The 15,700-nt window shown below is 57.1% G+C and carries 11 protein-coding genes; 2 read left to right on the forward strand and 9 right to left on the reverse strand.

Going from position 1 to position 15,700, the window contains the following annotated elements; all coding sequences use genetic code 11:
- The first annotated feature begins 119 nt into the window (after positions 1 to 119).
- Complete coding sequence (locus tag ACEN83_RS17480) at positions 120 to 887, forward strand: SDR family oxidoreductase (RefSeq protein ID WP_154860142.1); 768 nt, start codon at positions 120 to 122, stop codon at positions 885 to 887.
- A 151-nt stretch (positions 888 to 1,038) separates the two neighbouring features.
- On the opposite strand, the gene ACEN83_RS17485 is transcribed toward ACEN83_RS17480, so the two are convergent.
- The 9 genes from ACEN83_RS17485 to ACEN83_RS17525 all read right to left on the reverse strand — a co-directional run bounded on the left by ACEN83_RS17485 (position 1,039) and on the right by ACEN83_RS17525 (position 13,602).
- Positions 1,039 to 3,942 (reverse strand): hypothetical protein, encoded by a 2,904-nt coding sequence (locus tag ACEN83_RS17485; protein WP_495577871.1) that lies wholly within the window; start codon positions 3,940 to 3,942, stop codon positions 1,039 to 1,041.
- Between the two features lie 228 nt (positions 3,943 to 4,170).
- Complete coding sequence (locus tag ACEN83_RS17490) at positions 4,171 to 5,178, reverse strand: hypothetical protein (RefSeq protein WP_495577872.1); 1,008 nt, start codon at positions 5,176 to 5,178, stop codon at positions 4,171 to 4,173.
- Between the two features lie 228 nt (positions 5,179 to 5,406).
- Positions 5,407 to 6,414 carry an Ig-like domain-containing protein gene (locus tag ACEN83_RS17495; protein WP_495577873.1) on the reverse strand — a complete coding sequence of 336 codons (1,008 nt, stop codon included), beginning with the start codon at positions 6,412 to 6,414 and terminating at the stop codon, positions 5,407 to 5,409.
- A 671-nt stretch (positions 6,415 to 7,085) separates the two neighbouring features.
- Positions 7,086 to 7,337 carry a DUF1652 domain-containing protein gene (locus tag ACEN83_RS17500; RefSeq protein WP_116582831.1) on the reverse strand — a complete coding sequence of 84 codons (252 nt, stop codon included), beginning with the start codon at positions 7,335 to 7,337 and terminating at the stop codon, positions 7,086 to 7,088.
- A gap of 178 nt (positions 7,338 to 7,515) precedes the next feature.
- Complete coding sequence (locus tag ACEN83_RS17505; RefSeq protein WP_495577874.1) at positions 7,516 to 9,012, reverse strand: helix-turn-helix transcriptional regulator; 1,497 nt, start codon at positions 9,010 to 9,012, stop codon at positions 7,516 to 7,518.
- Positions 9,013 to 9,208: 196 nt separating this feature from the next.
- Entirely contained in the window at positions 9,209 to 10,102 is an 894-nt protein-coding gene (gene sigJ / locus ACEN83_RS17510) for an RNA polymerase sigma factor SigJ (protein ID WP_495577875.1), read from the reverse strand.
- Between the two features lie 3 nt (positions 10,103 to 10,105).
- Positions 10,106 to 10,540 (reverse strand): carboxymuconolactone decarboxylase family protein, encoded by a 435-nt coding sequence (locus ACEN83_RS17515; RefSeq protein WP_495577876.1) that lies wholly within the window; start codon positions 10,538 to 10,540, stop codon positions 10,106 to 10,108.
- Positions 10,541 to 10,691: 151 nt separating this feature from the next.
- Entirely contained in the window at positions 10,692 to 11,975 is a 1,284-nt protein-coding gene (locus ACEN83_RS17520; RefSeq protein ID WP_495577877.1) for a Zn-dependent hydrolase, read from the reverse strand.
- A gap of 142 nt (positions 11,976 to 12,117) precedes the next feature.
- Positions 12,118 to 13,602: an NCS1 family nucleobase:cation symporter-1 gene (locus ACEN83_RS17525; RefSeq protein WP_007972151.1), complete on the reverse strand. Its 1,485-nt coding sequence runs from the start codon at positions 13,600 to 13,602 to the stop codon at positions 12,118 to 12,120.
- A gap of 542 nt (positions 13,603 to 14,144) precedes the next feature.
- On the opposite strand from ACEN83_RS17525, the gene hydA reads away from it, so the two are divergent.
- Positions 14,145 to 15,584, forward strand: a complete 1,440-nt coding sequence (hydA, locus tag ACEN83_RS17530; protein WP_495577878.1) for a dihydropyrimidinase — start codon at positions 14,145 to 14,147, stop codon at positions 15,582 to 15,584.
- Positions 15,585 to 15,700: the final 116 nt, after the last annotated feature.

A 15,700-nucleotide genomic window follows, 5' to 3' on the forward strand; every position in this document is an offset into this window, starting at 1 on the left:
AGGAGCGAGCCTGCTCGCGATGATCGTGAACGATAACGCGCACTGACTGGCCTCGACTGAACAGCATTGGCCACACACGGCATTTGACTCGATAACAAGACTTTTCATAAGGGAATCCCATGTCCAAGACTCAGTTGTTCGACCTCGACGGCAAGATCGCTTTCGTCTCCGGCGCCAGCCGTGGCATCGGTGAAGCCATCGCCAAACTGCTGGCCCAGCAAGGCGCCCACGTGATCGTCTCCAGCCGCAAGCTTGAGGGCTGCCAACACGTCGCCGACGCGATCATCGCCGCCGGCGGCAAAGCCACCGCCATCGCCTGCCACATCGGCGAAATGGAACAGATCAGCCAGGTCTTCGCCGGCATCAAGGAGCAGTTCGGCCGCCTCGACATCCTGGTCAACAACGCCGCGACCAACCCGCAGTTCTGCAACGTCCTGGACACCGACCTCGGCGCCTTCCAGAAAACCGTCGACGTGAACATCCGCGGCTACTTCTTCATGTCGGTCGAAGCCGGCAAGCTGATGCGCGAAAACGGTGGTGGCAGCATCATCAACGTCGCCTCGATCAACGGCGTTTCACCGGGGATCTTCCAGGGCATCTACTCGGTGACCAAGGCGGCGGTGATCAACATGACCAAAGTATTCGCCAAGGAATGCGCGCAGTTCGGGATTCGTTGCAATGCCCTGCTGCCGGGGCTGACCGACACCAAGTTTGCTTCGGCACTGGTGAAGAATGAGGCGATCCTGAACACTGCGCTGCAACAGATTCCGCTCAAGCGCGTGGCGGACCCGAGTGAGATGGCGGGGGCGGTGCTGTACTTGGCGAGTGATGCTTCGAGTTATACGACTGGGGTTTCGTTGAATGTGGATGGTGGGTTTTTGTCTTGATGGGGGGATTTGAACGGAATAAGGCAGCTGACTGATCAATCCCTGAAAACGCATAGGGGGGAAGATATTGCTTCCCCCCTATGCGCATCGCGAAACGTTGGCAATAACCGCAGCAACTGTGGTGGATGCGGACTAACAGGACTGTGATATTTCACTCCAAGAGCGATATATTTTTAACTTCCACCAGCATTTTCACAGACTCCACCCTCCCTTCAATGTTGAATTCTGCATCAAGCTCAAAGACTCCTAGCTCCTTAAAAGTCACCGGAAGCGGCGGCGAAGCATATCCAGCTTCACTAGTTCTACCTTCAGTCGGTGCTTGCCAAGGATTTCGAAACGTTACCCTTTTACCCGACAACGGCTCACCGTCCATCGTAAGAAGTCGCACAACCACAGCGTATGTCCAACCTCTATTCGCGATAACTTTCTCTGGAGGCAGGGGATGATATTCACCATTGGTATTTAAGAACCTGAAATTGACGGCCTTAGGAAATAGTCTATTACCTGGAATTACAAGTTTGGCCTCGTTGCTATCACCGGCACTCAGTTCCAGATCAAATGTACCCGTCTTGTTTTCAGCACAAACGATGTCCCAACTGTGAGTTGTCGTTTCAGAATTACGTAGAGGCGTGGAAGACACATCATTCATTACAAGGCCGCCTTTCGGTACCCAATTCAAGCGCAAAGGGACACCGGGCAAGGCACTGCCTTTATAGTCAAGAGTCAACACTTTAGTCACTCCCCCACCAAATACTTCGCCGTCAGGAATAGCTCTCCCATTGAACAAAGGTGTAGCTTCCTCGGTCAGGTTGGTGGATAGCAATTTGTTGGGAGTTATGTCAATCCGTGTGGCCATACCCTCACCCCTCACGTGCAAATGAAAGATGCCGCTTTTATTTGCCCCGGTGACCTCCCACTCTAAGGTCGGTAAAAAACGACTGAATAGTGGAATACTACTCAAATCGCCCATAGAAAGAGGGATCTCGGTAGTGCGCGTCAGCGCTATTGGGTGACCCTCGATCGGGCTCCCGGTTTTAGGGAGCAACTTAACGACCTTGGCCCGCCCCTTGAAGAACACGCCACCACCGAAAGTAAATTCTTTCTCTCCAATCTTGACGTCTACCTCATCGGCCAGTCTGGTCGACAACAACTTGTTACCAGTTACGGTAATCGGCGTAGCCATACCCTCAGCAGTCAGCTCCAATTGAAAGAAGCCGCTTCTGTTCGCTCCGGTAACAGTCCATTTAAGGGTTGGTACAAATGGATCGAATCGCGGTGAACTGCTCAAGTCATTGTGTTCAAGAGGACTGCTGACCTTGCGTGTCAGCGAGATCGGGTGACCCTCGATCGGGCTGCCGGGTCTGGGCTTCAACTCCACGTCTCTAGGCTGCCCCCTGAAGAACACGCTGCCGCGAGAAGAAACGTTTTCCCATCCGATCCAGACCTCTCCTTCATCGTTCAGGTCGGTCGACAGCAACTTGCTGACTGTTACGTTAATCGGGGTCATGTCCTTGGCAACTATCTGCAATTGAAAGAAGCCGCTGTTGTTCGCTCCAGTGACACGCCATTCATAGGTTGGCTTAGGAACATTGAATGGCGGTGTACTGCTCAAATCCGTCAGTTGAAGAGGCTCGGTGACCGTGCATGCCAGTGCTATCGGATAACCAGCGATTGGGCTGCCAGGCTTGGGGGTCACCACAACGTCCTTGGACTGCCCCCTGAAGAACACGTTACCACCGGAAGGAACGTCTTGCCCTCCGATCTTGACCGTTACTTCTTCGGCCAGATTGTTCGATATCAACTTGCTGATCGCCACAGTAATCGGCGTAGTCATACCCTTACCTTCCAGCGATAACTGGAATTTGCCGCTTTTGGTATTCCCCTTCACTGCCCAACTATAATTTGTTTCCTCACCGTCAAAATCCGGTGCACTCCTCACGTTTTCAAGATCAAGACCGCTTATAACTTTCCGACTCAAGGTTACAGGCAGACCGGCGAGTGGACTGCCTGGTTTTAGTTTGAGCGTAACGGTTTGCGGCTTATCCCGGATAAACCAATTGCCCTCGTTGGGAACAGGAGCACTTTCAATCTCGACATAAGCCTCTTCCGCCAAATTGGCTGACAACACAGCACAAGGGATTTCCCAAGCCTGGACAACATCGTTACTGAGCAACTTCAGCTTGATACGACCACTTTTTGTACCATTCGCCGCAAGTGCCCAGCTTGCCTTGGCATCGGGTGTCGGCACCCACGCTTCAAAATCCGGAGAGGCTTCAATATCCAAATCGTCCGGATTAATCAAATCAAGAGCGACTTCCTTCCCCTTCAGGAATGGCGCTTCGACTTTCACATCAATGGGCTGTCCACGAAACAAAAAGACGCCCGGTGAGTTCCAGGCAACAGGTTCACCGTTGATCAGCAGTGTGGCCTGCTCCCAAGGGCTTTCCAGATAGGCGTTGAGCGTAAAGGTATGCTCCGACGTGGTGTCGTCATAAGGACTGTAGACCTTGGCCGTAATCGTATGCTCCCCCACTTCGGTAACTGCATGGTCGAACTTGCTCCACCCCAGATCTGTTGTTTGTTCGGTACGCACGAGTGTCCCGTCGAAGTACCAGTCGACATCCACACCTTCCAGGACCTTATCGGTATAAAACGAACCGACCTGAATCTCGGCTGTTACTTCATCGCCCACCACCGGCGCACTGATAGGATCCCGCTCACTCAGAATTTTTCGCCGGTAATCCCCCAGTTTGAAAGAAAGTGGGTAAGGCACGGCGGTAAATTCACTCTGCACCTGAAGATTGAAATCGATGTCGGTACCTTCAGCCGGGCATATGAGCTTCCACTCGGCGCCGTCCGCCAGAAGTGGCTGATATTGACCGATTTCAGGTTCGCTACTGATGGGGGATGTTCCTCCGGGAGTCAGGTTGAGGCTGGCGCCCTGGTTGATCCAGGGACTGCCCACGACTGCTGCTAACTTCAGGTCATGTTCAGCACCATGGCAGATAAACAGCCGTTCAATAGCCATCACCCCAAAATTACGATTACCCGCCATAGCGACATCTCCCGATCATTGGCACAGCGTGAAAGACCATGTGTTTTCACTATCTGAAAAATGTCGGCTGGCGCCTACTGTCAGAAATGACAGAGCGAAAGATCGTTCGGCGATAAACAGCAAGCCTTTGATATCAACTTTGATTAAAACTACATCAATGACTCGGGCTTCGTTGAATGTGGAATGAAAAGGCAGCCCGTGGAGCCGATAGGGCTGCCTTTCTATTGCTTAGCTCTCGCCTCCTGTAATCCTCACCAGCAGGTCGAGCGGTGTTGGCCCCGCTGCAAGCGCTGCTACCGCTTTGATTACACGCTCGCCAGGAGTACTGAAGCGCACAGCGGCCGAAAGGGCTATCCCGTTGGCGTCAGTTTTAGTCTGGTATGGCTCGTGTTCAGGGGCTGTAAGCGTCACATCCACTCCCACTGCAGGAGAGCCATCTGAATTCATGAGCCGCACCCTGAAAACAAGCCAAAGGTTACGCGGCAACACGACTTGTCCAGGAGGCAACGGCAGGTCGAAATTGAGCAGATCAAGAAATCGGAAAACCTCTCGACTCAACCGATTCGCCGGCGTTGAAAGTGACGCCCCTTCACCTTCGCTATATAACTTCAACTTGAAGATTCCGGATTGCAGCTGTTTGCCGGTTAACGTCCATTCATGCTTCGTGGATAGCTCCTGAAGCTCTGGCACACAAGTGAAGTCACTGGGTACAACCCCTGATAGAGACTCCACGTCAATCGCCAACGGTGCACCCGCCAGCAGATCTCCATTCTTGTAATCCAGCGTCAGTCGGTTGGGCTGCCCGGCAATGAAGTTTGCCCCGCGGGACGGCATCGCATTGCCATTGAGCAAAACCGTGACCTCCTCCGCCAGATCGCTCGAAATCACCGCACTTTGATGCACCCAAGGCACCTCCACTTCCCTACTGAAAAACACCAGGGTGACACGGCCGCTCTTGCTTGCGTCCGACGTAATCTTCCATTCGAACTTGCCAAGGACGGGAGACACCCAATCGCCAACTTTAGGCGATGCAACGATATTCAAATCGCCACCATTCACCAAACCCAGGTTCAGCGCCCTGGCGATCGCGGGTGGGGCTTCCAGTGTCACAACATTCTCCTGCCCAAGGAGCAAGACGAGTTTCGCTCCCCATTGCACTTTCTTGCCGTTGATCGACAACGTGGCTTGTTTCCAGGGGCTTGATGCAGCGGCTGCAACTTTTAGTTCGGTCATCATGACGAGACGTTCCTTCTCAGTAATAGACATAAAAACAGTCCGTTAACTATCAGGACAAATCGACAAGTTGAAAACCGTCATAAGTGATAGATTATCTGGAGCAAAATTCGATAAAAGCTCTAGATTTGCGTTTCAACGTCATGTACGGAATGAAGAAAGGCAGTCGATTGACTGCCTTTCTTCATTCCAATGATAAAAATGGCGAGACGATTAATGTTTGATCCGTTTTTAACTCGGCGGTAGAACATCCAAAAGTAACCTCGTCACATACTCCCGGCCATCGCTTGTCATTACCGCAGAACAATCTCGTTTGCCCGCCGTGAACAAAGCAAATGACCGTGACGCGATCCCATTAGGATTGGTAGTACCCGTTTGAGAGGCGAAGCCCTGGACATTGAATGTCACAGGTGCACCCACTACCGGAGAATTATCAGGCCTTCTTACCCGAACAAGCATGACGTAGGCACCTATGACTACGCCCACCTCAACCGGTGGTTGAGGTAGCTCTGCATAGTCTTCCCCCACCCACGCCAGGTACCTTAGCCTGTAAGCAGACACCAATCGATTAGTCGGCGTCTGCAGTGCCGTCTGTTCGCCTTCATTGAAAATTTTCAGCCTGAATGTTCCCTCCTTCTCAGCACCGGTGATAGCCCACTCGTGCCCCGTGGAAAACTCTCGAAGAGGTGGTTCACTAACAAGATCCTTATATTCAAGCCCTTGGCCAGGAACCCAATCGAGAGCCAGGGGAATACCGTCCAGAAGATTCCCGTTCTTGTCAACCAACGTGATTTTTTTTGTTTCGCCACCGAAAAGATTCACACCGCTTTCCGGCATTTCAATACCGTCGAAATAAACCGTGGCTTCTGCGGCGAGATTGCTTGAAACCACCACACTTTGATGTACCCACGGCACATCCACTTCTCGACTGATAAACACCAGGGTGACACGGCCGCTCTTGAGCACGTCCGGCGTAATCGTCCATTTGAACTTGCCTGAGTCGGGATCCACCCAGTCGCCAACTTTCGGAAATGCAACGATGTTCAAATGGTCAACATTCACCAACCCAAGGTTGAGCTTTTTGGCGATCGCGGGAGAGGCCTCCACCGTCACAATGTTATCCTGCCCACGTCGCAAAACGACTTTCGCTCCCCTTTCCACTTTGTTGCCGTTGATCAACAACGTGGCTTGATCCCACGAGCTTGGTATAACGGTTGCGGCTTTCAGTTTGGCGGTCATGACGACGTTTCCTATTCAGCGAAGGACCTAGAAACAGTCCTTCAACTATCAGGAAAAATCGACACACTGGGAACTGTCATAAATGACAGATCAAGTAGAACAAATTGCGATAAAAACCGCTGATGGCTTACAAGTTATTGAAGACTTTTAGCTGACGACGGTCTGCAAGCCCCAGATCACTCCAGGCAAGTAGAGACTGCGCATCGCGCTGATCGCGCCTTCAATGGCGAATACCGCCGTACCGGCAAGGTCGGCGATCAGTACGGTGCACTCGACACGGGAGCTTCAACGAAGGCAGCGCCCGGGTTTATTGCGTAACGCAGCGAGTCGTGGTGGTGGTTCGGGTCACCTCGCCGTTTTCAGCCCGCACATCGCCCAGTACATCGGTTTTATCCATGGCCTGGCAGGTGCGTACAGGAGGGGGTGGCGTGACCGCTGGAGGGGGTGGCGGGCTGGAGCAGCCGCCGAGAATCGCTACGCACAATGCCAGCGACAAGGATGAGATAACGCGTTTCCCAAGAGTTTTCATAGGTTGACCCGCGATAAGTGATAGACACATTTTTGTGACAACAAAACCGGCGCGCAAAATCCATACACCTGTCACAAAAATAAATATCTGCGAATCACTTATAGCCCAGCCAGTGGCCAATGCCAGTAAAAGCTGGCAGTTCTTACATCACCGGGTCAGGGCGTTGCAGGGAATTGCACTGCAGTTCATAACGCAATTCTTCGATCAGCGCGGCGACCGACTCTGCTGTTTGCAGCGTGCTCATGTTCAGGCCACTGACCACCAGGTCCACCTGGCCCGACACCGGGTGATAGAGCTTCACGGTCAGCCAGTGTTCGCCGGTGATACTGCATTCACAGGCCAAGGGTGAAAAACTGCCTTCGATCAGCAGCCTCAACTGCGCCAGCGTAATCATTGCGACGGGCCCTGGCGGATTGATGCAGGGTGTATCGGATTCATGGGGCTTTTCCTGTTGGCGGTTTACGCAAGGGGCGCGCAGGTGACTTCAAGTCGCCTGCTGCATCACCAGCCTAAGAGCCACCGCAGCGGGTCGACACATGAATTTGCACCCTGCGCCTTAGTGCAATTGCACCTTAGCGCTGCCCCTTGGGCCGCCACTCGCTGGAGAACAGTCCCCGCTCCCTCGCCCAGACAATCGCCTCGCTGCGGCTGTGTATGCCGAGCTTGGAATACACCGCAGCCACATGGTTGCGCACCGTGTTCGGCGCCAGTTTCAGGCGCGCGGCGATTTCCTTGTCGGCCAGGCCTTCGCAGATCAGGCCCAGCACATCGCGCTCACGAGCGGTCAGCTCGGTGAAGGACGCGCTGGGCAGCTTCGGCGAATTCACGCTTTTTACGTTGGCCAGTTTTTCGATCAGCGTGCGGCTGAACCAGGAGGCATCCTTCATCACCTCCTCGATGGCCGCCACCAGCTCCAGCTCGGTGCGCTTGCGCTCGGTGATGTCCATCAACACCAGCAGATAACAGGGTGTGTCCTGAATGTTCACGGTGTCCGCCGACACCGTGCAATCGATCAGCCCGGCGTCTTTTCTACGCACACGCACATCGATGCGGTCCAGGCTGCCGGTTTTCTCCAGCGCGGCGAACAGCTGGACGCGTGCGTGCCGGTCTTCGAAGAAGTCGATCTGCGTTATGCCGATCCCACGCACCTCTTCAACGGGATAACCCAGGGTATCCAGGAACGCTTCGTTGACATCCAGCACCATCTGATCCGCCGCGCCGCACACCAGTATCGGCACCGGCGACAGGCGAAAGGCCTTGGCGAAACGTTCTTCGCTCTGGCGCAGGGCGATTTCAGCCTTATGCCGGGGCTCCATGTCGACAAAGGAAAACAGCATGCAGGCTTCGTCGTTGAGCTCCAGCGGTTGGCCGGCCACGATCACTTGCTTGCTGCCACCGTCGGCCAGGCGCAACTCGGCCTGCATCTGGGGAATGGTCGCCCCTTCGCACAGGCGCTGCCTGGCCAGTTCCTTGTGCTCGGCCTGGTCCAGCACGTCCAGTTCATAGGTCGAAGTGCCGATCACCTGGTCACGGGCATAGCCGGTCATTTCGAGGAAACCGGGATTGACCTTGATGTAGCGCAAGTCACTGAGGCGGCAGATCACTGCCGGCGCCGGGTTGGCGGCGAAGGTTTTCTCGAAGCGTTGCTCGGCGCTGGCCCACTCGGTGACATCGTCCATGATCAGTACCAGCGATTCCGGGTCGCCACGACTGTCAGCCAATACCAGGCTGCGCACGCGATGGACCCAGGTACGCGTTTCGTCCGCCGCCGGCGTCACTTGCACCAACACATCGCTGAACGTCTCGCCCCGCGCGACCCGGTTGATCGGGTAGCTGTCGATTGCCACCCCGTGATTGTTGCGATAGCGCAAGGCGAAGCGTTTGGCATACGCCCCGGCGTTGGCGCCCAGGTCGCTGACTTGCGCAACACCGTGCATGGCCAGCGCTGCCTCGTTGGCCCACAGGATGCTCTGGTCGGGATCGAGCAGAATCACCCCGTCGGACAGACCGGCGATGATCTGCTGCAACTGGCGGCGATTGGTTTCAGTGCTCAGGACGTCCTGGCTCATAACGTCTCCACTAGTATTCTTCCCCTGTGAAGACTACGACCGCAGGAGAGTCTGATCGTGCGAAGAACCTGTGGGAGCGGGCTTGCCCGCGAAAGCGGTGGGTCAGCCAACGTCTCTTTTGAATGTGCCGGCCTCTTCGCGGGCAAGCCCGCTCCCACACGGATCTCGATACTTTCCTGAACTCGTGGTCGCTTGACTAGTGCACGTCCAACGACGCCTCCAGCCGCGCCAACTTCTCCGGGTTTCGCATGATGAAGATCCGGCTCACCCGCCCCGCTTCATCAAAGCCAAAGGTCATCGACGCGGTGATGACGCCGTCGGCCTTGATGATCACGCCTTGGGCACCATTGATCTCGATGGGCAGCCATTGGCACGCCTGCCAATAGGTGTGCAGCGACTGACCGATGAAATCCAGTACGCGAGCGATACCCGCCAGGGTTTCGCGGATGGCCGGGGCCTTGCCGCCGCTGTCGGCGCAAAGTTCAACGTCCTCGGTCAGCATGGCGCTCAGGGAAACGGTCGAGCCGCTGGCGATAGCGCTGTGAAACGCGCTGAGCAATTGGCTTTGACGCATGGGTGGCGGCTGGTAACGGGCGTGTCCGTTGCCAAGACTCGCCTTGGCCCGGGACACCAGTTTGCGGCAAGCGGCCTCCTGTACGCCGACCGCATCGGCGACCAGCGGGTAATCCATGTCGAAGATTTCGTGCAGCAGGTACGCGGCGCGCTCCTTGGGTGACAGGCGCTCGAGCAGCAACATGAAGGCGGTGGACAAGGACGAGGCCAGTTCGAGCCGGTGCTCGGGTGAGTCCTGATGGGTGGTGTGAATCGGCTCCGGCAACCAGGTGCCGATGTAGTCGACCCGGGAGGCGTGGGCCGAGCGCAGCACATCGATGCAGTGCCGGGTGCAGGCCGTGGTCAGCCAGGCGGCCGGCGTGGCGATGGAGGCCCGATCGGCCTCCAGCCATTTGATGAACAGTTCCTGCACCGCATCCTCGGCTTCGGCGCGCGAGCCGAGGATGCGGTAGGCCAGACCGAGCAAAAAGGGCCGGCGCTGCTCGAACACAGTGGCGGCGTTTTCAGCGCAGTTCATCAATCAGTGCCTCGACACCTGCAAGCGGTTCCACAGGTTGATCATGCCGATCTCGGCCGTCAAGGCGCCGATCTGTTCGTCGCTGAAATGCGCTCTGAGCGCACCGCGCAAACTGGCGTAATCGGTTTTTTCATCCAGTACCGTCAAGGCTTCGGTCCACGCCAGCGCGGCACGCTCCGAAGGATTGAAATCACTGACATGACGCCAGACGATCAGGCGATCCAGGCGCTCGTTGGTCTCGTTGGCCTCACGAGCCTCGCGGGTGTGCATCTTCACGCAGAAACCGCATTGGTTGATCTGCGAGGCGCGCAGGTGGATCAAATGCTTGAGGGTGGGATCGAGATCATGATTGTCGAGGGCGACATGAACCTGGGTCAGGCTTTCGAAAACCTGCGGGATCGATTGCAGCAGATTGACCGGTTGGGTGTTGGACGACATCGTATTGCTCCATTGATTGAGGGATTCAACAGGATGACGATTGAGCATTTTGCTTTGTGACATGTAAAAGCAAAGATCGCAGCCTGCGGCAGCTCCTACATGAGAACGCATTCCCCTGTAGGAGCTGCCGCAGGCTGCGATCTTTTGATCTTCAAGCCGCCAGTTTCCCCTTCGCGATGGCCTCAGAAGCCGCCAGCATCGCCCGCAACAACACCGCGCACCCGGCCGCCAGGTCATCCGGCGCGGCGTTTTCGATTTCGTTGTGGCTGATACCGCCTTCGCACGGCACAAAGATCATCCCGGCCGGGCCGAGCTCGGCGAGGAAGATCGCGTCGTGCCCTGCTCCGCTGACGATGTCCATGTGCGACAGGCCCAAACCTTGGGCGGCACCGCGCACAGCCTCGACGCAGCCCTTGTCGAAGTACAGCGGCGGGAAGTCCGCGGTCGGGGTGAGTTCGAAGGTCAGGCCATGTTCGTCGCAGGTGGTTTCGATGACTTCGCGCACTTCGGCGATCATCGAGTCCAGCCGCGCCGGCTCCAGGTGACGGAAGTCCAGGGTCATGCGCACTTCGCCGGGAATGACGTTGCGCGAGCCGGGATAGGCTTGCAGACAACCGACGGTGCCACAGGCATGGGGTTGATGGCTGAGGGCGGCGCGGTTGAGCGCACCGACGATCACCGCGGCACCGACCAGGGCGTCCTTGCGCAGGTGCATCGGGGTCGGGCCGGCGTGGGCTTCGACGCCACGCAGTTTCAGGTCGAACCATTTCTGCCCGAGAGCGCCCATGACCACGCCGATGGTCTTGCGTTCGTCCTCCAGGATCGGGCCTTGCTCGATGTGGGCTTCGAAATAGGCGCCGACCTTGTGGCCACTGACTTTACGCGGGCCGGCATAGCCAATGGCATTCAACGCCTCACCCACGGTCACGCCATCGGCATCGACCTTGGCCAGGGTTTCTTCGAGGGTGAATTTTTCCGCGAACACGCCGGAGCCCATCATGCACGGGGCAAAGCGCGAGCCTTCCTCGTTGGTCCAGACCACCACCTCCAGCGGTGCTTCGGTTTCGATGTTCAGGTCATTGAGGGTGCGCAGCACCTCGACGCCCGCCAATACACCGAAGCAGCCATCGAACTTGCCACCGGTGGGCTGAGTGTCGATATGGCTGCCGGTCATCACCGGTGGCAGGTCGGGATTGCGCCCGGGGCGACGGGCGAAGATGTTGCCGACCGCGTCGATGCTGACGGTGCAGCCGGCATCGACACACCATTTGACGAAGATGTCCCGGGCCTGGCGATCGAGATCGGTCAGGGCCAGGCGACACACCCCACCCTTGACCGTGGCGCCGAGTTTGGCCAGGTCCATGAGCGACTGCCACAGGCGGTCGCGGTTGATGTGTTGATGGCTGGACTGCAGAACGTCGACGGCCGCGTTCATGATGATCTCCTCTGGCTGTTCTTGTGTGTTTCTTCAGGCAGTGCTTTGGTGATTGTGCGGCCGCCTTCGCGAGCAAGCCCGCTCCCACAGGGGGAATGCATTCCAAATGTGGGAGCGGGCTTGCTCGCGAAGAGGCCAGCCGCTACACCGCAGATTTCGCAACAGATGGGCTGGGCCGCATCACACTCAACCCGTAATAAATCACCCCGCCCAGGATCGAACCGGTGAACCAGCCGTAGCTGTAGAACCAGCTGAAGGCATCGCTGCCAAGCGACAGCAGCGTCAACGCCACCGGCACGCCGAAGGCCATGAAACCACTCCAGTTCCACGCCGGATACACGTCATCGCGGTACAGGCCGGCAAGGTCCAGTTGCTGTTTCTTGATCAGGAAATAGTCCACCACCATGATCCCGGCGATCGGCCCGAGCAGGCTGGAATAGCCGAGCAACCAGTTGGAATAAACGGTTTCCAGGCTGAGATCCGAGACAATCAGACCGAGCTTTTTCAGCAGCTCATGAGCCATCAACGCCAAGCCGACGAAGCCGGTCAGCAGCACGGCGTTGGTGCGGTTGATCACCTTGGGGGCGATGTTCTGGAAGTCATTGGTCGGCGACACGATATTGGCCGCGGTATTGGTCGACAGCGTGGCGATGATGATCAGCGCCATGGCCAGCGCCACCCACACCGGGCTCTGGATATGGCCGATCAGGGTCACCGGATCGGAAACCGTCACGCCCACCAGCTTCACCGAGGCCGCGGTCATCACCACACCCAGGGAAGCAAACAGGAACATGGTCAGCGGCAGGCCGATGATCTGCCCGACAATCTGATCCTTCTGGCTTTTAGCATAGCGGCTGAAGTCCGGAATGTTCAGTGACAGCGTGGCCCAGAAGCCGACCATCGCGGTCAGCCCGGCGGCGAAGTAACTGGCCACCCCGGCGCCTTCGGGACGCTTGGCCGGAATCGCCAGCAACTCGGTCATCGACACGTTCGGCATGGCCCAGACCAGCAGCCCTGCGCCCACCAGTACCAGCAGCGGTGCAGACAGGGTTTCCAGCCATTTGATCGACTCGGCGCCGCGTATCACCACCCACAGGTTCAGCGCCCAGAACACCATGAAGCCGATGACCTCGCCGGTGCCACCCAGGGACTTCCAGCCCTCGAACACCGAGCCGAGGAACAGGTGAATCGCCAACCCGCCGAACATGGTCTGGATGCCGAACCAGCCGCACGCCACCAGCGCGCGGATCAGGCACGGAATGTTGGAACCGAGCACGCCGAAGGACGAGCGCAGCAACACCGGAAAGGGAATGCCGTACTTGGTGCCGGGAAAGGCGTTCAGGGTCAGGGGAATCAGCACGATGATGTTGGCAAACAGAATCGCCAGCAGCGCTTCACCGACGGTCAGGCCGAAGTACGCGGTCAGCACGCCACCGAGGGTGTAGGTCGGCACGCAGATCGCCATGCCCACCCACAGCGCGGTGATGTGCCATTTGTTCCAGGTGCGTTCGCGCACTTTGGTCGGTGCAATGTCGTGGTTGTAACGGGGACTGTCGAGTACATCGCTGCCGGCTTCCAGCTCAAACAAGCCGTCGCGCTCGGTCACTTGCGATCTGATCTGTTGCATGGCCGCTCCACTGTTCTTTGAATTATTTTTTTGCTCATCGGGGGCTGGCGGCATCAATAAACGTGCCGGGTCCCCCGATTACGCATCGGGCAGTTCCATAAACACATTGCAACCCACTGATGTTTATCGGTTTTATTCGCTGACTCGACTATTTGTCAGGCCACTCAGGCCGAATGCCAGGCAAGTTGTCCGGACAGTCAGGACTCAAACTGGTGCGTTGATCTTTTTTCAATGGCTGCGCATCAACCATAGACCATACTCAAACGGCTGATTTCACATAAGAAATCTTGACTATTTTTCGATCCTGTCAAGTGCGTCAAAATGGTGAAGTCGCTCACCATTTTGGTGATTACTGTATTTAATCGTTAAATATCAATTAGTTAATAACTGCATAAGCTTATAAAAAATATTCTTGCCGATTCGAATAACTGCAGCTAGCGTTTAATCCTGACAGCACTGACAGGAATACACCTGTTGACGCTGGCGTCATATAAAACATCTAGAACCGGCACAAGCCGGTCATTGCCTGCGAGGAACTCGGAATGTCTCTGTTGATCCGTGGCGCCACCGTTGTTACCCATGATGAAAGTTATCGCGCCGATGTGTATTGCGCAGACGGCGTGATCAAGGCCATCGGCGAAAACCTCGAAATCCCCGCAGGCGCCGAAGTGCTCGACGGCAGCGGCCAGTACCTGATGCCCGGCGGCATCGACCCGCACACCCACATGCAACTGCCCTTCATGGGCACCGTGGCCAGCGAAGACTTCTACAGCGGCACGGCGGCGGGACTGGCCGGCGGCACCACCTCGATCATCGACTTCGTGATTCCCAACCCGCAGCAATCCTTGCTCGAAGCCTTCCACCAGTGGCGCGGCTGGGCCGAGAAGTCGGCGTCGGACTACGGCTTTCACGTCGCCATCACCTGGTGGAGCGACCAGGTCCGCGAGGAAATGGCAGAACTGGTCAGCCAGCATGGCGTCAACAGTTTCAAGCACTTCATGGCCTACAAGAACGCGATCATGGCCGCCGATGACACCCTGGTGGCGAGCTTCGAACGCTGCCTGGAACTGGGTGCGGTGCCGACCGTGCATGCGGAAAACGGCGAACTGGTCTATCACCTGCAACGCAAGCTGATGGCCCAGGGCATCACCGGGCCGGAAGCGCATCCGCTGTCGCGGCCGTCTCAGGTAGAAGGCGAGGCCGCGAGCCGGGCGATCCGCATCGCCGAAACCCTGGGTACGCCGCTGTATCTGGTACACGTCTCGACCAAGGAGGCCCTCGACGAAATCACCTACGCCCGGGGCAAGGGCCAGCCAGTGTACGGCGAAGTGCTGGCCGGGCACCTGCTGTTGGACGACAGCGTCTACCGTGATCCGGACTGGCAGACCGCCGCCGGTTACGTGATGAGTCCGCCGTTCCGTCCTCGCGGCCATCAAGAGGCGCTCTGGCATGGCCTGCAATCGGGCAACCTGCACACCACCGCCACCGACCACTGCTGCTTCTGCGCCGAGCAAAAAGCCGCCGGCCGCGACGACTTCAGCAAGATCCCCAACGGCACCGCTGGCATCGAAGACCGCATGGCAGTGTTGTGGGATGAAGGGGTGAACAGCGGACGCTTTTCGATGCAGCAATTCGTCGCGCTGACGTCCACCAACACCGCGAAGATCTTCAACCTCTACCCACGCAAAGGCGCGATTCGCGTGGGGGCCGATGCCGACCTGGTGCTGTGGGACCCGCAAGGCACGCGGACCATTTCCGCCAAGACCCACCATCAGCAGGTGGACTTCAACATCTTCGAAGGCAAGACCGTGCGCGGCGTGCCCAGCCACACCATCAGCCAGGGCCGCGTGGTCTGGGCCGACGGCGACCTGCGGGCCGAGCGTGGCGCCGGGCGCTACATCGAACGGCCGGCGTACCCGGCAGTGTTTGACTTGCTGAGCAAGCGGGCCGAGCTGAATCAGCCGGTTGCGGTGAAGCGCTGAGAGCGGCCTGCGCTCCCACATTTGGAATGCGATCCCTGTAGGAGCTGCCGAAGGCTGCGATCTTTTGATCTTGATCTAAAAAACAAAGTCAAAAGATCGCAGCCTTCGGCAGCTCC

It is taken from the genome of Pseudomonas sp. Pseusp49 (assembly GCF_059491875.1).

What these genes read in the sequence shown, in the direction of transcription:
- ACEN83_RS17515 (WP_495577876.1), bottom strand. Translation starts at nt 10,540, where the DNA reads ATGTCGTCCAACACCCAACCGGTCAATCTGCTGCAATCGATCCCGCAG.
- ACEN83_RS17480 (WP_154860142.1), top strand. Translation starts at nt 120, where the DNA reads ATGTCCAAGACTCAGTTGTTCGACCTCGACGGCAAGATCGCTTTCGTC.
- ACEN83_RS17495 (WP_495577873.1), bottom strand. Translation starts at nt 6,414, where the DNA reads ATGACCGCCAAACTGAAAGCCGCAACCGTTATACCAAGCTCGTGGGAT.
- ACEN83_RS17500 (WP_116582831.1), bottom strand. Translation starts at nt 7,337, where the DNA reads ATGATTACGCTGGCGCAGTTGAGGCTGCTGATCGAAGGCAGTTTTTCA.
- ACEN83_RS17520 (WP_495577877.1), bottom strand. Translation starts at nt 11,975, where the DNA reads ATGAACGCGGCCGTCGACGTTCTGCAGTCCAGCCATCAACACATCAAC.
- hydA (WP_495577878.1), top strand. Translation starts at nt 14,145, where the DNA reads ATGTCTCTGTTGATCCGTGGCGCCACCGTTGTTACCCATGATGAAAGT.
- ACEN83_RS17485 (WP_495577871.1), bottom strand. Translation starts at nt 3,942, where the DNA reads ATGGCGGGTAATCGTAATTTTGGGGTGATGGCTATTGAACGGCTGTTT.
- ACEN83_RS17525 (WP_007972151.1), bottom strand. Translation starts at nt 13,602, where the DNA reads ATGCAACAGATCAGATCGCAAGTGACCGAGCGCGACGGCTTGTTTGAG.
- ACEN83_RS17505 (WP_495577874.1), bottom strand. Translation starts at nt 9,012, where the DNA reads ATGAGCCAGGACGTCCTGAGCACTGAAACCAATCGCCGCCAGTTGCAG.
- ACEN83_RS17490 (WP_495577872.1), bottom strand. Translation starts at nt 5,178, where the DNA reads ATGATGACCGAACTAAAAGTTGCAGCCGCTGCATCAAGCCCCTGGAAA.
- sigJ (WP_495577875.1), bottom strand. Translation starts at nt 10,102, where the DNA reads ATGAACTGCGCTGAAAACGCCGCCACTGTGTTCGAGCAGCGCCGGCCC.